The sequence below is a fragment of the Micromonospora arborensis genome, from assembly GCF_003205615.1.
Taxonomy (GTDB): domain Bacteria; phylum Actinomycetota; class Actinomycetes; order Mycobacteriales; family Micromonosporaceae; genus Micromonospora; species Micromonospora arborensis.
This window is the reverse complement of record NZ_PYBV01000044.1, coordinates 54,346-77,671: the sequence shown is the minus strand read 5'-3', so window position 1 is coordinate 77,671 and position 23,326 is coordinate 54,346. Positions and strand designations below refer to the sequence as shown.

The 23,326-nt window shown below is 68.8% G+C and carries 12 protein-coding genes; 4 read left to right on the top strand and 8 right to left on the bottom strand.

Annotated features, from left to right (window positions below):
* Positions 1–29 precede the first annotated feature (29 nt).
* The gene (locus tag C7C45_RS33745) at positions 30–305 is read left to right on the top strand and encodes a MauE/DoxX family redox-associated membrane protein (protein WP_146247426.1); all 276 of its coding nucleotides are present in this window, start codon (positions 30–32) and stop codon (positions 303–305) included.
* Between the two features lie 114 nt (positions 306–419).
* Positions 420–2,939, top strand: a complete 2,520-nt coding sequence (locus tag C7C45_RS28360) for a S8 family serine peptidase (protein WP_167454860.1) — start codon at positions 420–422, stop codon at positions 2,937–2,939.
* Here C7C45_RS28360 and C7C45_RS34555 read toward each other — a convergent pair.
* From C7C45_RS34555 to C7C45_RS33740, 3 genes are all read right to left on the bottom strand, one after another.
* Complete coding sequence (locus C7C45_RS34555) at positions 2,936–3,091, bottom strand: hypothetical protein (protein WP_208641399.1); 156 nt, start codon at positions 3,089–3,091, stop codon at positions 2,936–2,938. The two genes, C7C45_RS28360 and C7C45_RS34555, sit on opposite strands and share 4 nt — an antisense overlap.
* Before the next feature lie 184 nt (positions 3,092–3,275).
* Complete coding sequence (locus C7C45_RS28355) at positions 3,276–3,863, bottom strand: DUF4760 domain-containing protein (RefSeq protein WP_110567137.1); 588 nt, start codon at positions 3,861–3,863, stop codon at positions 3,276–3,278.
* A gap of 534 nt (positions 3,864–4,397) precedes the next feature.
* Positions 4,398–4,865, bottom strand: a complete 468-nt coding sequence (locus C7C45_RS33740; protein ID WP_146247425.1) for a hypothetical protein — start codon at positions 4,863–4,865, stop codon at positions 4,398–4,400.
* Positions 4,866–5,300: 435 nt separating this feature from the next.
* Between C7C45_RS33740 and C7C45_RS28340 the strand changes: the two genes are divergently transcribed.
* Together C7C45_RS28340 and C7C45_RS28335 are read left to right on the top strand one after the other, a co-directional pair.
* Positions 5,301–5,585 (top strand): hypothetical protein, encoded by a 285-nt coding sequence (locus C7C45_RS28340; RefSeq protein WP_110567133.1) that lies wholly within the window; start codon positions 5,301–5,303, stop codon positions 5,583–5,585.
* Positions 5,586–6,318: 733 nt separating this feature from the next.
* Positions 6,319–6,579, top strand: coding sequence for a hypothetical protein (locus tag C7C45_RS28335; protein WP_091632556.1), 261 nt, complete (start codon positions 6,319–6,321; stop codon positions 6,577–6,579).
* A gap of 263 nt (positions 6,580–6,842) precedes the next feature.
* Here the strand turns inward: C7C45_RS28335 and C7C45_RS35915 are convergent, their stop codons facing one another.
* The 5 genes from C7C45_RS35915 to C7C45_RS28310 all read right to left on the bottom strand — a co-directional run bounded on the left by C7C45_RS35915 (position 6,843) and on the right by C7C45_RS28310 (position 23,252).
* Positions 6,843–7,691, bottom strand: a complete 849-nt coding sequence (locus C7C45_RS35915) for an RCC1 domain-containing protein (protein WP_110567163.1) — start codon at positions 7,689–7,691, stop codon at positions 6,843–6,845.
* A 47-nt stretch (positions 7,692–7,738) separates the two neighbouring features.
* Complete coding sequence (locus C7C45_RS28325) at positions 7,739–8,278, bottom strand: GNAT family N-acetyltransferase (protein ID WP_110567161.1); 540 nt, start codon at positions 8,276–8,278, stop codon at positions 7,739–7,741.
* A gap of 432 nt (positions 8,279–8,710) precedes the next feature.
* Positions 8,711–9,457 (bottom strand): thioesterase II family protein, encoded by a 747-nt coding sequence (locus C7C45_RS28320; protein WP_110567130.1) that lies wholly within the window; start codon positions 9,455–9,457, stop codon positions 8,711–8,713.
* The gene (locus C7C45_RS28315; RefSeq protein WP_110567128.1) at positions 9,457–10,722 is read right to left on the bottom strand and encodes an MFS transporter; all 1,266 of its coding nucleotides are present in this window, start codon (positions 10,720–10,722) and stop codon (positions 9,457–9,459) included. The genes C7C45_RS28320 and C7C45_RS28315 overlap by 1 nt, the downstream gene beginning before the upstream one ends.
* Positions 10,719–23,252 (bottom strand): amino acid adenylation domain-containing protein, encoded by a 12,534-nt coding sequence (locus tag C7C45_RS28310; protein WP_110567126.1) that lies wholly within the window; start codon positions 23,250–23,252, stop codon positions 10,719–10,721. Before C7C45_RS28310 ends, C7C45_RS28315 begins: the two co-directional genes overlap by 4 nt.
* Positions 23,253–23,326 lie beyond the last annotated feature (74 nt).

Genomic DNA, 23,326 nt, shown 5'->3' with positions numbered 1-23,326 from the left:
ATTTGGTGAACATATAGGGAGGCCCACTTGTGGGAGCGTTCCAGTTCGCCGTTCTGACGTGGCCGGGGTTCCTGCTGATCGCGGCTGCCGCCGCAAAGGTGCGCGCACCGCGTCGGTTCGCAATGGCCGTTGCCGGTTCCCGGCTTGCGCCGTCTGCCTTGGTCGAGCCACTGGCATGGAGCGTTTCCGGCGTCGAAGTCATCCTCGGCGACAGCCTCATCAGCAGTTGGCACCCGACGTTCGTGCTTCGGCTCGCGCCGCAGTCGGGATCCCGAGCAAAGCCGTCGACATCCGCCGCCTGGTAGAAGCGGCAGAACGGCACATCATTTTGTCTCGACCAGCGCGTGTAGACCATGGCGCTGGGCGCAACAGGCCGCCCCCGGCCCGTTATAGATATCGACCCATCGGAGGAGTCGGAGATGAGCATGAGGTTCGTTAGTCGGCGGCAGTTTCTGCGTCGGCTGGGAGGTGTCCTTGCTGCCGGAGGAAGCATCGCGTTGTTTCCGGCCGGGTTCGCCTCGGCATCATCCAAGACTGGTCCGACATCGACCCCTGGCCATACGGGCGGCGGGCCGGCGTACCCGGGAGACCCCGGCTTCGTCGCCACGAGGCCAGGGGAACTAGATGCCGCTAAAGCCAGTTGGGAGACCCCGGAGTATGGTTATTACACCGGCCACAATCCTTCCAACCCCGGCACAGCGGTCGATTCCCCATGGCAGCTCGTCGCGGTAAACGCGTCCACCGCCTACGCCCTGGGATACCGCGGGCAGGGCGTCAAGCTGGGCATGATGGATTCGGGCTACCGGACCACACACGAAGCGTTTCAGACCAGGCTGATCGTTCCGGTGCGAGCGGAGGGTGTCTACGGCACGTCCGGCTTCGGGTACCGAAACGCAGCAACCCCGGCGAACCCGTTTACTGCGGGCCAGCCGTTCACTGTGGCCGGTGATCAGGCGAGAACAAGTGACTTCGCGCATGGGACCGGCATGCTTGGGGTCACCTCCGGCATCCGTGATGTCAAAGACCAGCACGGCATCGCCTTTGGGTCGACGATGCATGTCGCCATGACCGGCGGCTCCGATACCCAGTCCCACGGCCCCTTCCACGATTACGTGTACTGGCGTACCGCCAACAAGGCCTTGGTCGACGCAGGCGCCCAGGTCATCAACAGCAGTTGGGGCTCTTATGTTCAGACTATCGACAGGACCCGATTTGACGGCCTAGGGAACGACCTTGGAGTCAATGGCAACCTCACCAACGCCTACCAACTGCGCGGCAAAGACAGCACCAGCGCCACGGCAATGGCGACCATTATCCCCAACGAGTTCCTGAAGGATCTGGAGTACCAGTATTTCTTCTTCAAGAAGAGCTATTCGGAAGCCGGAATTCAATACAATCCGAAGCACCCCGGACGCTCATTCATGGATGCCATCTGGGACGCTATCAAGGACAGCGGTACCGTCAACGTAAGGTCGGCCGGCAACAACGACTGGAGCAACCCGTATTTTCGCCCGGCGTACCCCTTCTTCAATCCCTTGGCGGAGAAGCAGTGGGTATCCGTCGGCGGGGTGCAACCACCCACTGCGGACAGTCCCGAATACTCAAAGCAGTCCGGGTTCAACGAGGCGGGGCTCGCCAAATGGTGGACCGTGTCTACCCCTTCAAACAGTGTTCGGACCACGAACAGCGGTGGTGACACCAGCTATTCAAACTCGAGCGGTACGTCTCCGGCGACGCCCGTTGCGACAGCGGTGATGGGGGTTCTGCTCTCCCGCTATCCGAACATGGACGCCAAGCAGGTCCGTGAACTGATGTTCACCACGGCGAACAACAAGATGTCCGACGGTGTGAGATTCCTCGGCACCGGGCAAACCTCCCCCTCCGGCGCATCCATCGCCTGGACCGCTCCCGACGGCCTTCCGGACGAACGCTGGGGCTGGGGGATTCCCGATCTGGCCAAAGGCATGTATGGCCCCGGCCAGCTCCTGGGCCCCATGACCTACAAGATGGATAAAGCACCCCTGGACGTCTGGTCGAACGACATCAGCCAGATCGCGATCAAGGAAAGGGAAAGGGAAGATCTGGAGTGGCTGGCGGGCTACAAGGAGCAGGGCATTGCCTACGCCGGTGAATTCAGCCCCAACGTACTGAACCCGGACGGCGCGCTTAGCGAACAGGCCTTCATGCTTCAGGGCATTTTGGCTGATCCCTACATCCAAGCCATCACCAACGGCCATCCCGAGTTGTACGACAAGATCACCTATGCGGACGCCGTCAAGTGGCGCAAGGAATGGATGGACCAGCGGGCGGCCTACATTCGGAACAACATCGCCAAACGCCTCTACACGGCTTCTCTGACCAAGCAGGGCCGCGGCACGCTGGTCATGACGGGCGACGACACCTACGAGGGCGGCACGACGGTTGAAGGCGGCAAGCTTTCGATAACCGGCTCACACGCAAGCTCGATCGACGTCAAGGGCGGCACGCTCGGCGGCAGCGGATTCGTGGCAGGCAGCATCGAGGTCCACAGCGGTGTTCTGCAGCCCGGTCTGTCGTCCGGGGAAGCGGCGTCCGCGGCGTCCTTCACTCTCACCGACGTCGCGCCGGGCAACGTCCTGAACGTCGGCGGCGACGTGACCGTCAGCCGAGCGGGTCGCCTCGCCATCACCATCTCCGGCGACCACGACTACACGAGCGTGCGGGCCGCGGGTGACCTGGTGCTGGACGGCGAGCTCGCCCTGGACATTCGCGCGCGCCTCACTCCGCGCACGGTACTGACGATCATGAGCGGGGACTCGATCAAGGGCCACTTCCGTTCCCTGCCGGAACGGCGGGTGCTGAACGCGGGCCACCACATGTTCAGGGTGTCCTACCGGGACGGCGCGGTGACGCTGACCGTCGTGCGAACGCTGCCCGGGGCACGGTCCGGCGACGTCTAGCCGCACATGGCCTGGCCGGCCAGGCTCAGGTTCGCCCGAACCTGGCTGGCCAGGCCTTCGCCCAACGTGGCCGCCTCGACGAAGCTGCCACCATTGCGCAAGCGCAAGGGCAGCTCGTGAACCAGGGAACAGGCAGAGATGTTTCTTGTCACGGGGTGTCAACCTCGGGCGGAGGTTTTCGGGGGGTAAACGAGGGCGGGCTAACAGGACGTTGCCCGGTCCACCACGCCCACGCGACCGCCATCGGAACCCTCGTCGGGACCAGAACGAGGTCGCCTACCTATCGCGATCCGCCTACAGCGGGAATGGGGGTTCCTGTCGCTGGGCCGACACGGCCTACTGCCCCACCACCGATGACGCTCGGCGCGACTCGTCCGTCGAACCGTCGTTCATGCCGAGCTCGGCGGGATAGCTGCCGAAGCGCTTCAGATTGAACTTGCGTACAGCCATCGCCCACGGATTGTGCGTGGCCATGTGGACGAGGTGCTCGAAGTGGGACAGGTACGTCTCGCCGCGCTGGGCACGCTCGGCGAGGATGTAGGGCTCCAGGACGCGCCAGGCCTGCCGAGAGCGGTAGCTGACCGTACCCACAAGGAGCCTCGGATCGACCGCCGCAAAAGCCAGCATCTGACCCAGACCGTTGTAGTACAGGGATAGTCGGACCACATGGTGACGGGCCTCGGCCGGCAGGTCACTGACGCTGACATGGGGTGGCGGGTGTCGGACGGTCAGCTCATTGAGGACGAAGTCCTCGGCGCGTAGAAACTCGTCGCTGGATCGGTCTCGGGTCAGCAGCTCAATCGCGACGAGGGTCTGGTTGGCGGTCTGCGCCGAGCGCAGCTGGCGTAACGCGAATACGACCGTCACGACAACCGCGATCGCAGAGCCGCACGCCGCGACGACATTCGCCAGGTCAGCTATCACAAGTCCCGAGGGTAATAGGTTGAGGCGAGTGTCGATGGCTGCATCCCCGCGCTTCGGACTGGCGCGACCACAGGCCACATGGGTCGCTTGGACGCACCGTCACGGACGCGGCACCCTATTCAGCAGCATGTTTGGACGCTGTCGGTGTGGTCAGTGGTCTTGGGCGTAGTGGGAATGCACGGCGGGTTGTCCGGTGTAGTTGGCACCAGCGCGATCGTCGGCGCCGAGGTAGCTGTACGGGAGGCGGGCGTCACGGCGGCCGGTGCAGCTGATCCGGCGGCGACGGGAGTTGTAGGAGAACCCGGCGGCGCGGAGGTGGGCGGTGAGGCGCTGCCCAGCGGGTCGCCCGTCAGGAAGCCGAATGTTGGACAGGTCCAGTGTCGCAACATTGGGCCACCGCCTACTACCTGCGGGGTGTTTGAGGTTCCGGTGGTGAGGTATAGCTTCGGCGTCATCCTCGCCGATGGACCACCACCGGAACCCCGCCAACGATCGCTCAGGCTAGCGCGGGTTGCGCGGAGCTTGGTGCAAGGCTCAGCAGTCGTCCTGCTTCCACTTGCCGGCTTCCCGCGCCCACGGCTCCTTATTTTGGTTCAGGGCAGGCACGTCATAGGTGTAGGTCACTCGGGCCAGCTCGCCTGAAATCTGCGCCTCGAAGGTCTTGATTGGCATCGCCTTGCCGTACATCTGCTTGGCGGCCGTAAGCATGCCGGTGAACTCGCTGAGGGTCACCCGCTCCTTGCACCTGGCCGAGAACAGCTCGTAGCCGACCGTAGGCTTCGCGTCGAGGAAGGCATCCGAGTACGCCACCACCGCCTGGCGAAGCTCCGCCTCCTCGCTGACGCCTTGAGCGGTCGGGCTAGCCGCCGCAGCCGACGCCGTGCCGGCAGCAGGAGCTGGTGATGTCGAGGACGGAGCGGCTTCCGGCTTATCGGCGTTGCTGCCGCAAGCAGTGAGGGGGAGCAGGCAAAGGGGCACTACGATCATGGCTTTCCGGATCATGGCGCGCACAGTACTGCCGCGATAGCCCTCGATACTCGGGGGGATTTGACGGTCAGCTCGCTTCAGGCGAGCCCGGCTGCATGATCGACCGGACCGATCGGTATGCCGGGATGGTCAAGGGCGTTGCGCGGCTGGAAAGCGGCGCCACCGCCTTTCGCTGGTCCGGCCGGCTGACCCCCGGTCTTGTCGGCCGACGGAGCGGATCCAGCAGTGGTCGCGGCCTCGACCACGCGAACGCTTGGTTTCTTCGTCGATCCGCTGGCTGCCGCAGGGGCCAGGCGACGGCGGGGTCCTCACGCACACGGGGTGATCGTTCCGACATTGAGGCATACCCTGGCCGGATTCCGCTCCACCGGGTATTCCGGGCCTTCGCTCAGTACCGGACGACGCACGGCTGGCTACCACCGCCTGTACCCGTACGGCAGAATTCGGCTGGTGAAGTTCAACTTTCACGTCGGTGTCCAGGAGCGGCACGAGGTGACGTTCTCGTTCAGCAAGTTTTGGGGAAGCCTGTCGATCCTGGTAGACGGTCAGCCCGTCCGCCAGGAGCTGCGAGTCCTGTCGGTCGAGCTGGTCAAGCGGTACGAGTTTGTGGTCGGCCAGAAGGAACGTCACTCGGTGCTCATCGAGAAGGAGCGCAAGCTTCTCTTCGCCGGCTTCCGGCCGCAGCAGATCAGGGCCTATGTCGACGGGCATCTGGTCGCCGAGCACACCGCCTGAGCAAGGCCACCCGCCTCCAACACGCCGCCCCCAACAGAAGGTGGCGGCTGTAGCACGATGTGTGAGCCGATTTCGGTGGCGAGGGCCATCGGTCGGCGTCAACGGGGGCTTGTGCCATGGTGTTGATAGAGGGGCGCGGCACAGTCCCGCCGGTCGGTTCGGTGGTGGACACCTCCTTACTGCATCCGCCGTTCGTCGTACGTGATACGCGGGGAGCCGCGGTCGAGCCGGCGACTGGCTATCTCCGTGAACTCGCGCTGAGCGATTGCAGCCCGTTGACCTGCCGCAGTTACGCGTTCGGGTTGCTGCGGTGGTTCCGGCTGTTGTGGGCTCTGCAGATGGGCTGGCATGAGGCGACCGAGGCCGAGGTCGCAGTGTTGGTCGGCTGGCTCCGCTCGGCCAAGAATCCGCAGAGGCAGCGGTCGGATCCGGGTGCGCCGCCTGCCGGGTCGGCGAATCCGAAGACGGGCAAGTCGGCTCTGCAGGCGGGCTATACGCCGTCGACGATCAACCACGCGCTATCGGTGGTCAGCGGGTTCTACCAGTTCCACGCTCGTCACGGTCGTGGCCCGGTGCGCAATCCCGTCCCGGTCTCAGTGCTACGCGCCACGTGGGCGCAAGGGGTTCGAGCCGGACACGGTGCGCGTCACCTGGCGGTCGTAGCTGGACCGATTCGGAGTGGGGCCTATGCAGCTTCCTTGCCCGCCAACCCCCGGCGTGTCAGCATCTGCGCATGGGCATCTTCGACTCCATCGCACGCGGCTTGGGTAGCCTCCGCCCAATGTCCGACGCGGAACTCGAAGACGAGCGCGAGGCGTTGCGACAGCGCTATGTGTCCAGCGACAATGTCGGCGAGGCGTCGAACCTCTACAACGAGCTGCACCGCTACGACGAAGAGATGACGCGCCGCGCCAACGAGGCCTACGAGCGCGACAACCCGGACGCAACCACCAGGCGCCGCGAACACGGCTGGTACCTGCCGAACGACGACTAGCCCGGGCGTGTTCAGGCGGCGAGCGCCGCGTTGAGGCGCTTGTGCACTGATTCTGACGGTCCCGCTCGGCCCCACCCGGACGGCGCGGTCTGGCCCCGCCGCCGCCCGTCGGGCGGCTGGTGTGACGGTCTCATCTGGCCCCACCAGGCGGCTCATTTCCCGACTACCGAGTGTCACCGCGGTATGGGTAGCGAGCACCCGGATTGCGGCTAGATGAGGATGTTGGCCCGGGACCGGCAGCAGTGCAAGCCTCCGTGCAGCATCTAGTTAGGCGACCGGATCGCGTCCCAGCCGGTTATGTCGCACTGACCGTGCTCGTTGTTTCCGGCGGCGACAACTGTCCCGTCCGCGCGTAGTCCGAGAGTGTGGGTGGATCCGGCCGCCACCGCGACGATCTCACGCCAGTCGGCTACGTCGCACTGGCCGGAATCTTTGCTGCCCACGGCCACGACTCGGCCACCTGCGGTGACTCCGACGGTGTGGTAGCTCCCAGCCGCCACTGCCACAACGTCCCTCCAAGCACTGACGTCACAGGCGCCCGCCGATTGATCCCCGACCGCAAAGACGCGTCCGTCGTTGGTGAGACCGACCGTGTGAAGGTAGCCGGCGGCGACGGCGGCAACGTCACGCCACGTGTCGACCGCGCACTGCCCACGGCGATCGTTCCCCACGGCAACGGTGGTCCCATCGGCTCTGAGGCCCACCGAATGCCAGTCGCCACAAGCCAACGCTACAATCTCACGCCATTGGCTCACGTTGCATGCTCCCTCGCGGAGCCGTCCGGCAGCCAGCACGGTGCCGTCACCAACTAGCCCCAAGGTGCGGCGCCAGCCCGCGGCGACAAGGATGACGTCGCGCCATGACGCGACGTCACACTGTCCGTCACCGTTCCAGCCCCTCGCCATCACAGTGCCGTCCGCGCGGAGGCCGACGCTGTGGGACCGTCCAGTGTTCGACGCCGTATGCACGTTGCCCGCCGCCACGGCGACCACTTGGATCCAGTCTTCGACTCGACACTCACCAGATGTCCCCGTGCCGGCCGCAACCACGGCACCGTCGGCACACAGCCCCAACGAGTGTCGCCGTCCAGCGGCGATGACAGGACTACTCATGTGCACAGCATTACGGATTACATGACCCTGGGTAGATCCAGCCCGCTTCATGCAGCGTAGGCGCTGATGGCTTCTGCATCCCAGGTGTATTCAATCTCGGGCAACTCGAACCCCGCGGGGAAGCGCACCATGCGGGCCGCTGTGGCGTGCCCGCCAGCCTTGGTGTAGAAGGCTATCGCGCGGGTGTTGTCGCGTAGCACTTCCAGATACACGGGTTGGCCAGGGTGGGTGGTAGCCGCCCAGGTAAAGGCGTGCCGTAGCAAGTAGCGTCCGATACCGCCGCCGGTGCATGCCGGATCGACGTGCAGGTTGTCGAGCAGGATCCGTCCGTCGGGGCCGGGGATGAGGTAGGCGAAGCCGAGTAGGTCGATGCCGTGCTCGGCGATCAGCAGGTGGCCGCCATCCGTGTCTCCGTCGCGCTGATTCGCGGCCGCCAGCCGGCTCTTCCACATGTCTGCCTGCTGGTCCCGCAGCGGGCCGTCCAAGTAGCTGGCCGGCATCAGTCCGGCATACGCTGCCTGCCAACTGTCGGTGTGCAGGCTTGCGACACGTAAGGTGTCCTGTGCGGTTCCGGTCCTGACCTCCATGATCTTTATGCTCTCATGCAGTTGCACCCAAGGCCGCCATGCCGCCCATGTGAACGTCCGCACATCGACAGAAGCGGGCAGGTGACCGAGGTGGCGCTCGGCGTCTATCAACTACCCTGAGTGACGCCGCGCTTGAGATTCTGACCATGACGTGGGGCCAAGGCAGACCCAATTCATGCGACACGGATCGTGTCTTCAGTTGCTTCCCCACCCAAGTGCAGATAAGCAGTAACTGATCGAGAACATCGTCCCGCAGTCGCACGCCACCACCACTCAGCATGCCACCTCGACGACGATCATCGAAACGGCGTCCGGTGGTTCCCTGGCGGAAGTTGCCGCGCCGAACTCCGCGATGATCTCCACATGGAGATCATCCAATTGCTGCGGGCGGGCACGGCGTCCAAGCAGACCGCTACGCCGGATGAAACGGGCTCACTCAGTCCGGGTCAGCCGGTCTCGTAGGATCCGGTGCACTGCGGCGGTCTGGTCGACCAGGTAAAAGTGCTTGCCAGGAAGGACCTCAAGGACGAATGGGTCTCTGGAGTGCTGCCGCCAGGCCTCGACCTCGAAGGGCGTGGCGTACGGGTCCTGGTCGCCGGTCAGTGCGGTGATCGAGCACGGCGGCGGCTGCCCGTCGGCGGCCCATTCGTAGGCGCTGACAGCCTGGTAGTCGGCGCGCAGCGCGGGCAGGATCAGCTCGCACAGGTCGGCGTCGTCGAGCAGGTCGTCCGCCGTGCCGCCCAGCGCTCGCACATGAGCCAGCAGGGCCTTGTCGTCGTCCAGGCGGGGATCGTCGCGGCGGCCCAGGTGCGGCGCTCGGCGGCCCGAGACGACCAAGTGCAGTGCCGCGCCGGGCTGGGCCCGGCGGAGGCGGCGGGCCACCTCGTAGGCGACGACGGCTCCCATACTGTGGCCGAACAGGGTGAGCGGAATCGCCGGCAGGTCGATCATCGCGGCGTACACCGCGTCAGCCAGCGCGCCGATGTCGGTCAGGCCGGGCTCGGCCAGGCGGTCGTGCCGACCGGGGTATTGCACGGCCAGCACGTCGGCGACGGGGGCGAGCGCCTGGGCGGTGGGGAAGAAGAAGCTCGCCGCGCCGCCCGCGTGCGGGAAGCAGACCAGGCGGTGAGCTGGGGTCCCGGTCGGCTGGAAGCGGCGGAACCAGGGGCCGAGGGCCATTACGTGGCGACTCCAAACGGATCGTCGGCCAGAACTGGCCGGGGGTGGGGGTTGGGCAGGGACACCGTGAGCAGAGTGACGCCCACGCAGCACAACAGCAGGCCCGAGCCGGTGGGAAAGACCGCCCGGAGAGGTCCGGCCAGGTGGGTGACAAGCGGTGTGCCGACGTACGCCATCAGCAGTCCCGCCAGCGGCAGACCGGCCATCGTCGCGGCCTGGACCACCATTCGCCGCAGCGCGAACACCCGGCCCTGCACGCCGGGTTCCGTGGCCTCCTGCCAGACGCCTTGACTGCTGGAAACGACCACGGGCACCCCGGCCGAGAAGACGAACGCGGCGGCGGTGAGCACCGCGGTGCCGCCGGGAACCAAGCCGGCCACCAAAGCGGCGACGGCGCTGACCACCGTGGCCGTGCGGGCCCATACCAGGGGCATGCGAGGCTGCGGCAGGACGGCCATCGCCAGGCTCGCCGCGGCCAGCCCGAGCCCGGCCGCCGTGCTGACCGCCGCGACGGACAGGCTCTGCCGCTCGATCGGGATTCCCGCCACGATCAGCGGCAGCATGATGACAGGCGCGGCCGATTGGCAAGCGAAGAGGACGGCTGTCAGGCGCAGCAGGTAGGTGAGGTGGCGGTCGGCGCCGATCAGTCGGCGGCCCACCCGGAGCTCGGCCCGATAGCCCGGCCGTGCCCTGGGACCTCTGGTGGCGGTGCCCGGGATGCGGACAACGGCAAGGGTCAGCAGTCCGACCAGCGCCGTGGTGGTGTCGGCGACGAGGACCGCGGACAGGCCGCCGGTGTGCATCAGCGCTGTGGACAGGGTCGGGCCGAGCAACTGTGCGACCGACAGTCCGGTCTGGGTCATGGCGGCCGCGCGGCTGCGCTGGTCGGGCGCTACGAGGTCGGTGACGGCGGCGGAGAGCGCCGGCCATTGGAAGGTGGCACAGGCCGACTGGACGGCGACGACGGCGTAGATCTGCCACACCGCGAGGTGGCCCGTGGCCTGTGCGGCCAGCAGAGCCACCCCTGCCGCGAGGACGGCCGTGTCGGCGCCCGCCAAAATTGTCCGCCGGCTGTGGCGGTCAATGAGGACGCCGGCGACCGGGGACAGCAGCAGCCCCGGCACGAAGCTCACGAACAGGCTCAGCGAGAACTGGGTGATCGAGCCGGTCTGCTGATAGACCCACAGGCTGAGGGCGAACGCGCTCGCCTTGGCTCCGACGACGCCGATCACCCGGCCCAGCCAGATGACCAGGAAGGCCCTCACAGTAGACCGGCAAGGACGTCACCGATCTCGCCGAGCGGACCGCGAGCGCACATGCCCGCATGGTCGGAGGCGACCGGGTACGCCTGAACGCCGCCGGTCGCATGCGCCTGCCAGCTCTGCTCCGCCTGCTCGGGGGTGAAGCGTCCCTGCAGGGCGGTGAAGTGGACGATGTCGCCGTCGAAAAGCCCCGGCACGATGCTGTGCTGCACTCGCAGATTGCTGCGGGTGTTGCGCAGGAAGGCGCGAACGTGCTGTTCGCCGACCGGCCAGGGCAGGTCGGCGTCGCGCAGGGCTCGCACCGCCCCGGGCACCGTCAGGGTCTCCTCCCCCGGGCTCGCCCCCGCTGCGCGCAGCAGCGCCGCCAGCAGATCGTGCTCCGACGCGGCGATTGCCTCGTGGCCCTCTGCACCGGGATAGGAATCGAGGAGCACGAGCAGCGCGACCTTTTGGCCCTGGCGTTGCAGTTCGACCGCGAGCGCGTGGGCGATGTTGCCCCCGGCCGACCAGCCGAGCAGATGGTAGGGGCCGGTGGGCTGCGCCGATCGCAGCTGCTCGAGATACCAGGCGACCGCCTCGTCCATGCTGCCGCCGGGGTGCTCGCCGTCGAGCATCGGGGCCTGCAACCCGTAGATCGGCCGGTCGTCAAGATGCTCGACCAGGCCGGCGTAGCTCCAGCTCAGACCGCTCGCCGGAGGCAGGCAGAACAGCGGCGCGAGAGTGCCCTCGGTCTGCAGCGGGAGGACCGGCCGGAACGGGTCGGGCCGGCGGTGCGCGCCCAGTCTGGGGGCGAGCAGCGCGGCCGTCGGGTAGCGGAACAGGTCGGCTAGGGACGGCTCGACCCCGAGGCTAGCGCGGACTCGCTGGACGACCCGGGTGGCGAGCAGAGAGTGGCCTCCGAGGTCGAAGAAGTTGTCGTCGACACCGACCTCGTCGAGCCCGAGCACGGCAGCGAAGGCTTGACAGAGCACTTCCTCTTCGCGCGTGGAGGCCGCTCGGCGGTCGGTGGCCACCGCGAAGTCGGGGAGCGGCAACGCTCGCCGGTCGAGTTTGCCGTTCGCCGTCAGCGGCAGCGCGTCCAGCAGGACCACGGTCGCGGGCACCATGTATTCGGGCAGCGTCGATCCCACGTACGCCCGCAACGCCACCGGGTCGACCGCCCCGACCACGTAGGCGACGAGCCGCGAGTCACGGACTACCACAGCGGCCTGCCGCACCTCGCCGAAGCCGCGCAGCGCGGTCTCGATCTCCCCCAGCTCGATCCGGAAGCCGCGCAACTTCACCTGATCATCCGTACGGCCCAGGAAGTCCAGCACGCCGTCCGGCCGCCACATGGCGACGTCGCCGGTGCGGTAGAGACGACCGCCGCGGCCGTACGGGTCGGCGACGAACCGCTCGGCGGTCAGCCCCGGCCGGTCCCAGTAACCGCGGGCCAGTTGGATTCCCGCGAGATACAACTCCCCCGGTACGCCCGGGGGCACCGGCCGAAGGGACTTGTCGAGCACGTAGACGCGGGTGTTGTCCATCGGTGTGCCGATCGGGGCGGCGCCGGGCTGATCGCATTCCCAGCCGGTGACCGCGATGGTCGCCTCGGTCGGCCCGTAGAGGTTCTGCACCGGCAGACCGAGTACCTTGTGGGCTTCCTCGGCCAGTTCGCCCGGTAGGGCTTCGCCGATGCAGATCAGCACTCGCAGGCTGCGGCACGACGCCGCGGCCGGATCGTCGAGGAACAACCGCAGCATCGACGGCACGAATTGCACGACCGTCACCCCGGCATCGCGGATCACACCCGCCAGGTACGCCGGATCGCGGTGGCCGCCGGGCCGGGCAACCACCACCGACGCGCCGGTGACGAGCGGCCAGAACAGCTCCCACACCGACACGTCGAACCCGACCGGGGTCTTCAACAGCATCCGGTCGTCGGCGGTCAGGCCGTACGTGCGCTGCATCCACCCGAACTGGTTGACCACCGCCTCATGCGTGACCACCACACCTTTCGGACGACCCGTCGAACCCGACGTGTACATGACGTACGCCGGGTGCGAGGGACGCAGATCCACCGGGCCGAGCGAAGGGCCTTCAGCACTCAGGTCGAAGTCTTCGTCGATCACCAGCACGGGCCGGGCGTCCGCGATGACAAAGGCGATCCGGTCGGCCGGATAGTCCGGGTCGATCGGCACGTACGCGCCGCCGGCCTTCATCACGGCCAGCAGAACGACAATCAAGTCCACCGAGCGGGGCAATACCACAGCCACCCGGGTCTCCGGGCCGACTCCAAACGCGGCCAGCACACCGGCCAACCGGCTCACCCGCCCGCTCAACTCCCGATAGGTGACCGCATCCACGGCCGGCGCGTCCGGGGTTGCCGCCGCTTGGGTCTCGAAGAGCTCGGGCAGGGTCGCCGGCTGACAGGACCGGGTGGTGTCGTTCCAGCCGTGCAGGATCTCGTCGCGCAGTATGGCCGGAAGCGTCTCGGGCCGCTTCCCGTCGACCAGCCCGGCGACCGCGGTCTCGACCATGTCGCACAGCAGCCGCGGCGAGGCGGGCGCAGCCGCCTGAACGGTGACGATGAATCCTGCTCCGCCGTCCTCGATCATCACGGCGATGGGGTAGTTGGTGCGCTCCCGCACGCTCAGCAATCGGATGCCGTCGAGCCCGCCGGTTCCCGGCGCCGGCGTGTTGTGCCGGTAGTTCAGCAGCGTGGTGAAGAGAGGGTTGGCGGGGGCGGCCCGCTGGGCGACGGCGAGCGGCGCGTGCTCGTGCGCCTGCAGGTCTGCCAGCTGCTCGCGCACGTGGTCCACCATGTTCGAAGCGTCGACGTCGATCCGCAGCGGCAGCGTGTTCATGAACAGCCCCGGCGTCCGCTCCCCGCCCACGGCGCTCATGCGTCCGAACAGGACGGTTCCGAACACCACGTCCGACCGCCCGGTGATCGCGGCCAACACGTGCGCCCAGGCGGCGTGCAGCACAACCGCCGGGGTGGTGCGGTGGCGGCGAGCGGCCTCCCGGATGGCGGCGGCCAGTTCGGCGGGCAGCGCCCGTGACGCCTCGGTGACGCCGGAGCCGTCGCCCTGGACGTTTAGCAGGCCGTATGGTGCGGTCGGTTCCTCGACGTCGCCCAGCACGGCTCGGAAGTGCTCCTCGTGGTCGTCGGCGCCCAGTCGGGCGCGGGCCACGAAGTCGCGGAACGGCACCGGCTCGGGCAGGTGACCGGCCGTTCCGTCGAGGAAGGCGCGCACCTCGCCGAGCAGCACGTCGAGGGCGGTGTGGTCCTGCACGATGTGGTGGATCCGCACAACCGCCCGGTCACCGACGACGTTGACCCGCAGCAACGGGGCCTGGGTCAGGTCCATCGGCACGTTCTCCCCGTACGAGACCGGGATTGTCGCCTTCTCGTGGACGATCTGGACGGGTTCGCGGAAACTGCGGATCGAGGTGCGCAGGATCTCGTGCCGGTCCACGACCTGTTGCAGGGCGGCCACGAAGGCGTCGAGGCGTTGTCGCGAGTCGAAGGCGAGTTCGACCGGCAGGACGTAGACGTCGTTCTCCCGGTTCATCAGGTGGTGGAAGTACATGCCCTCCTGCAGCGGCGCGAGGGGGTAGACGTCGACCACGTCGTCGGGCAGCAGGGCCACCTCGTCGGCGGTGAGGTCGACCAGCGGGAACATCTCGGGCGTCAACGGACGGGACAGTGGACGGCGCGGCGGGATCGCCACCTCGGCCCGGCCCGTACTGCCGGCGAGACCGGCGGGCGTGGGGTTGAGGAACAGCGTGCGGACGTCGACCGTGACATCTCGCTCGCGCAGCCGCTCGATGAGGGTGATGGCGAGCAGCGAGTGCCCGCCGAGGGCGAAGAAGTCGTCGTCGGCACCGACCTGCTCGAGGCCCAGCACATCGGCGAACACCTCGCACACGACCCGTTCCCGGTGCCCACGTGGTGCCCGGCCGGTGACGGCTGCGGCGTAGTCCGGGGCGGGCAGGGAGCGACGGTCGACCTTGCCGTTGACGGTGAGCGGCAGCTCGGTCAGGGCGACGACGGCGGCGGGGACCATGTAGTCGGGCAGCGTGCGGGCCACGAACCGGCGCAGCTCCTGCGGGTCGACGGCCGGCACGACGTAGGCCACGACCTGCTGGCCGTGCACGGTCACCGCGGCCTGTCGGACCTCTGGGTGCGCGGCAATCGCCGCTTCGACCTCGCCGAGTTCGATGCGATAGCCGCGCACCTTCACCTGGTCGTCGGTGCGGCCCAGGAACTCCAGCACACCGTCCGGCCGCCACGTCACCAGATCACCGGTGCGATACATCCGGCCGCCTCCGCCGAACGGGCACGCCACGAACCGCTCCGCCGTCAACGCCGGACGGCCGAGATAACCCCGCGCCAGACCGGCGCCCGCGACGTACAACTCTCCTGCCACACCGGGCGGAACCGGACGCAACGCGGCATCGAGCACGTAGACGCGGGTATTCCACATCGGACGGCCGATCGGCACAACACCGTCACCAGGGCCGTCGACCATGAAGTCGGTACACGCCACCGTCGTCTCCGTCGGACCGTAGCTGTTGACCACCGACACCCCGGCGGGAAGCTGGTCATAGCGCAGCGCCTCACCACCCACCATGAGCAGCTTCTCCGGAATGTCGGACAAAGCAGCCAGATGCCCCGGGGTGACCTTCAAGAACGCCGTACGCCGCTCCTCGGTCACCACGCGGCCACCCGCGACCAGGGCACCGAACACCGACGTCACCGTCGTGTCGAACCCAACCGACGAATGGAACCGAGCCTCATCAGCCAGCCCCGGATAGACGGCCGAAGCCCGAGCCAGATAGTTGACCATCCCCGCCTGCCGGATCACGACGCCCTTGGGACGGCCGGTCGAACCAGAGGTGTAGATGACATACGCCGGATGCTCCGGCAACACCCGCACGCCGAGGTCATGGTCGGGCCCGTCCGGCACGACCACCTCGTCGATCACCGCAATCGGTCGCGCCTCGTCGAGGATGAGCCCGATCCGCTCGGCCGGATAGTCCGGGTCGATCGGCAGATAGGCCGCCCCCGCCTTCAGCACCGCCAGCAGCGCGACCACCAGGTCGGCCGACCGGGGCAGTCGCACCGCGACGATCGACTCCGGCCCGGCCCCATCCGCGACCAGCCGCCGCGCCAACCGGTTGGCCCGCGAGTTCAGCTCCCGGTAGGTGATCCCGTCGACGGCCGGCGCGTCCGGCGCCGCCGCGACCCGCGCCTCGACCATCTCGGCGACCGAGGACCACGAAACGGCGACGTCCGTGTCGTTCCAGCCGTCCAGGATCTGCTCCCGCTCCCCGGCCGACAGCACGTCGACCGCATCCACGGGCTGCTCCGGCCGGGCGATGAGCGCGTCGAGCACGCGCACCAGCCGCCCGGCCATCGCCTCGATCACGTCGGCGTCGAACAGGTCGGTGGCGTACGCGATCCGCCCGCGCAGCCCGCCGCCGGTCTTCTCGGCGAAGGTGAGGTCGAGGTCGAACTTGACCGGCGTCGTACCCGCTGGCATGGCTTCGACGGCGAGGCCGGGCAGGTCGAGCACGGGCGTCTCGGTGTTCTGGAACGTCAGCATCACCTGGAACAACGGGTGTCGGCCGAGCGAGCGGGCCGGGGCCAGTTCCTCCACGACCTGCTCGAACGGCACATCCTGGTGGGCGAAGGCATCCAACGTGGACTCACGTACGCGGCGCACCAATTGCGAGAAGGTGCCGCCGACCTCGACCCGCAGGACGAGCGTGTTGACGAAGAAGCCGACGAGGTCGTGCAGGGCCTCATCGTCGCGCCCGGCCACCGGCGTACCCAAGGGAATGTCGGACCCTGCACCCAGGCGCGACAGCAGCACGGCGACCGCCGACTGCATCACCATGAACGGCGTGACACCTTCGGTGCGGGCGAACTCGGTGAGCCGGGCGTGCAGGTTCACGTCGACCGCGAAGTCGACCGCTGCCCCGCGGTGCGAGGCAATCGCAGGGCGGGGCCGGCTCGCCGGCAGGGTCAGCTCCGGCGGAAGCCCGGCAAGGGCGTCCCGCCAGTACGCCAACTGCTCCGACAGGTCCAGCTCGCGCTGCCACAGGGCGTAGTCCGCATACTGCACCGGCAACGGAGTCCAGGAGGGCACGGCGCCGCGCAGCCGGGCCGCGTACGCGGTCGAGATGTCCCGGGCGAGCGGTGCCAACGACGAGCCGTCGCCGGCGATGTGGTGCACGACCAGCGCCAGTCGGTGCTCGTCCGGCCCGATCGAAGTCAGCCCGACCCGCAGCGGGACTTCCGTGGTCAGGTCGAACGGCTCGGCCGGCGACACCTCGCGGAAGGCGACCGACGGCGGCTCGACGCGCTGGCCCGGCACCCCGTCGACCAGCGGGAACACCGTGCGCAGCACCTCGTGACGGGTCACCACGTCGGTCAGCGCGGCGGCGAGGGCGTCCCGGTCGAGCGGCCCGGTCAGGCGCAGCACCATTGGGATGTTGTAGGCGGCAGCCCCGTCGAGCCGGTTGAGAAACCACAGCCGTTGCTGCGCCAAGGAGAGTGGCACGGTCGAGGGCCGGGCTCGCGGCGTCAAGGCGGGCCGCGATCCTCCGGCGAGGGAGAGCCGCCCGGCGAGCGCAGCCACCGTCGGTGCCTCGAACAGTTGCCGTAGCGGCACATCCACGCCGAGGACCGACCGGATTCGGGCGACCAGGCGGGTGGCGAGCAGCGAGTGCCCGCCGAGCGTGAAGAAGTTGTCGTCGACGCCGACCCGCTCGCGACCCAGCACGGCCGCGAACGCCCGAGCGAGCAGTTCCTCCTGGGGCGTCGCCGGTTCCCGGTGGCCAGTCTCGAAGGTCGGGTCGGGCAGGGCAACGCGGTCGAGCTTGCCGTTCGTGGTCAGCGGCAACGCCTCCAGCACCACCACGGCGGCGGGCACCATGTGCTCCGGCACGGTTCGCGCCGCATGCGCGCGAAGCGCCGCCACGTCGATGTCGCCGACCACGTAGGCGACAAGCCGGTCGGCGCGGGCCAGCACGGCCGCCTGCCGCACCCCCGCGAAACCGAGCAGCGCGGCCTCGACCTCGCCGGGCTCAACACGGAAGCCGCGCACCTTGACCTGGAAGTCGGTGCGGCCGAGGAAGTCGAGGATGCCGTCGGGGCGACGGCGGGCCAGGTCACCGGTGCGGTACATGCGCTCGCCGCGGCGGAACGGGTTGGCGACGAAACGCTCGGCGCTCAGGCCGGGCCGACCAAGGTAGCCGCGGGCCAGTCCGAGACCAGCCACGTACAGCTCGCCGGGCACGTCGGGTGGCACCGGCCGCAGACCGGCGTCCAGCACGTACGCGCGTACCCCGGCGATCGCAACGCCGATCGAGGGCCTCTCCCCAACCGTCAGCGGCTCGCTCGCGGTGGCGCACACGGTGGCCTCGGTCGGGCCGTACGCGTTGATCAACCGACGGCCGGGCCGCCAGCGCTCGGCCACGTCGGCCGGCAGCGCCTCGCCGGCCGAGATCAGCGTGGTCACCGTTTCGAAGCCGGCCGGGTCCTGGACGGCGAGCACAGCCGGGGGCAGCGTCACATGGGTGATGGCGTGCTCGGCGACGGTGCGGCGCAGCGCCTCGCCCGGCATCAGGTCGTCCTTCGTCCCGACGACGAGGTGGGCGCCCGCGCACAACGTCATCGCCCATTCCGAGACGGCGGCGTCGAAGCTGGGCGAGGCGAACTGGAGGACACGGCTGCGTGGGGCGACGGCGAAGTGCTCGCGCTGGGCGGCGGCGAGGGCGGCCAGGCCCCCGTGGGCGACGACGACGCCCTTGGGCCGGCCGGTGGAGCCGGAGGTGTAGATGACGTAGGCGGGATGGTCGGGCCGCACCTCGACGCCGGGGTCAGTGGCGGGGAAGGCGGACGTGTCAACCGGGCCGTCGAGGATCACGGCCGGGCGGGCGTCGGCGAGCATGAAGGCGATGCGCTCGGCCGGATAGGCGGGATCGATCGGCAGGTAGGCACCGCCGGCCTTGAGGACCGCCAGGCACGCGACGACCTGCTCGGCCGAGCGGGGAAGTCGCAGGGCAACCAGGGCCTCCGGGCCGACGCCGCGGCCGATCAGGTAGTGGGCGAGCCGGTTGGCGCGCGTGTTCAGCTCGCGGTAGGTGAGCCGGTCGACGGCGGGCGCGTCCGGGGTCTCGGCGGCCCATGCCTCGACCAGTTGGGGCGCGAGGACGGCGGGCACCGGCCAGGTGCTGTCGTCGACGGCCTGTGCCCGCTCGGCGTCGGTCAGCAGGTCGAGCGCGGTGACCGGGCGGTCGGGCCGGTCGAGCGCCAGGTCGAGCAGGCGGACGAGCTGGTCGGCGAGCGCGCGGGCCACGTCGGCGTCGTACAGGTCGGTCGCGTAGACGAGACGGCCGCGTAGCCCGCCGTCGGCCGTCTCGGCGAAGGTGAGGTCGAGGTCGAACTTCGCCGGCAGCGAGCCGGGGGTGACCGGCTCGACGGCGAGTCCGGGCAGGTCGAGCACCGGGGTCTCGTTGTTCTGGAACGCCAGCAGCACCTGGAACAGCGGGTGCCGGCCGAGCGAGCGGTCCGGGGCCAACTCCTCCACGATCCGCTCGAAGGGCACATCCTGGTGGGCGAACGCGTCGAGGCTCGTCTCCCGGACGCGACGCACCGTGTCGGCGAAGGTGCCGCCGACCGCGACGCGCAGCACGAGGGTGTTGGTGAAGAAGCCGACGAGGTCGTTGAGGGCTTCGTCGTTGCGCCCGGCCACCGGCGTACCCAGGGGAATGTCGAAGCCCGCACCCAAACGGGACAGCAGCACCGCGACCGCCGACTGCATCACCATGAACGGCGTGACGTTCTCGGCCCGGGCGAAGGCGGTGAGGCGGGCGTAGAGCGCGGCGTTGAGGTTCAGGTCGATCATCTCGCCGCGGTGGGACGCGACGGCGGGCCGGGGGCGGCGGGCCGGCAGCGCAAGCTCAAGCGGAAGCCCGGCGAGGGCGTCCCGCCAGTAAGCCAGCTGGCTCGACAGGTCCAGATCGCGTTGCCACAGCGCGTAGTCCGCGTACTGCACCGGCAGTGGGTTCCACGAGGGTGCGGTGCCGCCCAGTCGGGCCTGATAGGCGGTCGAGATGTCGCGGGCCAGCGGTGCGAGTGACCAGCCGTCGCCCGCGATGTGGTGCACGACCAGCGTCAGCAGGTGTTCGTCGGGGACGGTCGACGTGAGGTTTGCCCACAGCGGGATGTCGGTCGTCAGGTCGAAGACCGGCACGCCGTCGGTGAACTCGACCGGGGACGGCGGCAGAATTCGTTGGCACGGCACACCGTCGACGGTCCGGAAGACCGTGCGTAACACCTCGTGGCGGGTCACCACGTCGGTCAGCGCGGCGGCAAGCGCGTCGCGGTCGAGCGGGCCGATCAGGCGCAGCACCATCGGCAGGTGGTAGGTCGGGCTCGGCCCTTCGAGGCGGTTGAGGAACCACAGGCGTTCCTGGGCGGCCGACAGGGGCACGATTTCGGGGCGAGACCTTCGAGCAATCCCCGTACGGCCGGGGGCCGCGAGCCGGCCCGCCAGGCCGGCGACGGTGGGAGCGTTGAACAGGTCCCGCACCGTCGTCTCGCGCCCGAGCAGAAAGCGGATGCGGTTGACGAGCTTGGTGGCGAGCAGAGAGTGGCCGCCGAGGTCGAAGAAGTTGTCGTCGACGCCGACGTCGTCGCGCCCGAGCACCTCGCCGAAGGCCTGGCAGAGCAGCTCCTCGTCGCGGTTGGCCGGGGCGCGACGGGTCGTGGAAGCGGCGAAATCGGGCGCGGGCAGGGCTTTGCGGTCGAGTTTGCCGTTGGCGGTCAGCGGCAACGAGTCCAGGGCCACGACGGCGGCCGGCACCATGTATTCCGGAAGTGCGGCCGCCACGTGGGCGCGCAGTGCTGCCGGGTCGAGGTCGCCGACGACGTAGGCGACGAGCCGGTCGTCGTGGACGGCCACGGCCGCCTGCCGCACGTCGGCGTGGGTGGAGAGGATCGCTGTGATCTCGCCCAGTTCGATCCGGAAGCCTCGGAACTTCACCTGGTCGTCGGTGCGGCCCAGGTAGACGAGTTCGCCGTCCAGCCGCCACATCGCGAGGTCGCCGGTGCGGTAGAGGCGGCCACCCCGGCCGTACGGGTCGGCGACGAACCGCTCGGCGGTCAGCCCCGGCCGAGCCCAGTAGCCGCGCGCCAATTGGATTCCAGCGAGATACAGCTCCCCCGGCACGCCCGGAGGCACCGGCCGCATCGACCTGTCGAGCACGTAGACACGCGAGTTGTCCATCGGTGTGCCGATCGGCATCGGGTTGGCCGGCTGGGCGCACACCCAACTCGTGATGGCGATGGTCGCCTCGGTCGGCCCGTAGAGGTTCTGCACGGGCAAGCCGAGCACGCGTTGCGCCTCGTCGGCCAGGTCGCCCGGCAGTGCCTCACCGATGCAGATCAGCACCCGCAACGAACGGCAGGACGCCGCGTCCGGATCGTCCAGGAAGTGGCGCAGCATCGACGGCACGAACTGCACGACCGTCACCCCGGCATCCCGGATCACACCCGCCAGGTAGGCCGGATCACGGTGCCCGCCCGGTCGGGCAACCACCATCGACGCGCCGGTGACGAGCGGCCAGAACAACTCCCACACCGACACGTCGAACCCGACCGGCGTCTTCAACAGCACCCGATCGGTCGCGGTCAGCCCGTACGTGCGCTGCATCCACCCGAACTGATTGACCACCGCCGCATGGCTGACGACCACACCCTTGGGCCGACCAGTCGAGCCCGAGGTGTAGATGACATACGCCGGATGCGAAGGCAGTAGCTGCACCGGCTCGAGAACGGGCCCGTCAGCCCCCAGGTCGAACGACGAGTCGATCACTAGAACCGGTCGGGCGTCCGCGATGACGAAGGCGATCCGATCGGCCGGGTAGTCCGGATCGACCGGCACGTACGCGCCGCCGGCCTTCAGCACGGCAAGCAGGACGACGACGAGGTCGACCGAGCGCGGCAAGACGACCGCGACACGTGTCTCCGGGCCGACTCCACGCGCGGCCAGAATGCCGGCCAGCCGGCCCACCCGCTCACTCAACTCGCGATAGGTGACCGCATCCACGGCGGGCGCGTCCGGGGTCGCCACCGCCTGAGCCTCGAACAGCCCCGGCACCGTTGACGGCGTATAGGAGCGGGACGTGTCGTTCCAGCCGACAAGGATCCGGTGGCGCTCGTCCACGGTGAGGATGTCGAGGTCCCCGACCGGAAGGTCGGGCCGGTCGAGGGCACGGTCGAGCAGGTGCACGAGCCGATCGGCGAGGTCCTGCACGGCTTCGGCGTCGAAGAGGTCGGCCGCATAGGTGATCCGGCCGCGCAGCCCACCGCCCGGCGGCTCGGTGAAGGACAGGTCGAGGTCGAACTTGGCCGGTGCCGAACCGATTGGCAGCAGCGAGGCCTCGACGCCCGGTAGGTCGAGCGTCGGAGTGGCGGTGTTCTGCATGCCAAGCATCACCTGGAACAGCGGGTGCCGGGCGAGCGAACGCGCCGGCGCGAGGTCCTCGACGATCCGCTCGAACGGCACGTCCTGGTGGCTCATCGCGTCGAGCATTGCCGACCGCACCTGGTGCACGACATCCGTGAAGGCGCCGGCCACGCGCACCCGGACGACGAGCGTGTTGACGAAGAAGCCGACCAGGTCGTTGAGGGCGTCGTCGGTTCGTCCGGCCACCGGCATGCCCAACGGGATGTCCGGGCCCGCGCCCAGGCGCGACAGCAGGACGGCCAGCCCGGCCTGCAGCACCATGAAGGGCGTGGCCGAGGCGCCGCGGGCGAACGCGCCGAGCCGCGCGTGCAGACCGGCGTCAAGCGTGACCTCGACGACGCCGCCGCGATGTGACGCCACGCCCGGGCGCGGCCGGGCGCCGGGCAGGGTCAGTTCGTCCGGGATGCCGTCGAGGGCGCGCCGCCAGTAGTCGAGTTGGGTCGTCAGCACGCTGTCCGGGTCGTCGGCCTCACCGAGCAGGTCCCGTTGCCACAGCGCGTAATCCGCGTACTGGACCGGCAGTTCCTCGAAGTCGGGCGCGGTACCCGAGCACCGGGCCTGATAGGCCGTCGACAGGTCGCGGGCGAGTGGTCCCATCGACCAGCCGTCGCCGGCCACGTGGTGCACGACCAGGGCGAGCACGTGGTCGTCGACGGCGAGGGTGAACAGCCTCGCGGACAGCGGGATCTCGGTCGCCAGCGCGAACGTGTGCCCGACCTGGCGGGCGATCGCGGCGGGCAGAGCAGCCTCGGTGACCGCCTCGACCGGCATCGGGACCGACCAGTCCTCGAGCACGTGCTGGAACGGGGTACCGTCCGCCGCTTCCGGGAAGATCGTGCGCAGCACCTCGTGCCGGGCGACCACGTCGGTCAGCGCCGCGTGCAGGGCACCCGGATCGAGCGCACCGCGCAGGCGCAGCACCATCGGGATGTTGTAGGTCGCACCTGATTCCTCGAGCCGGCTCAGGAACCACAGCCGCTGCTGCGCGAAGGACAGGGGAATCATCGGGAACGCTCTCCTGGAAAGTGGCACGACACAGCGGATGGGCGGCCACCGGGCCGCCCATCCGGACGGAAAAG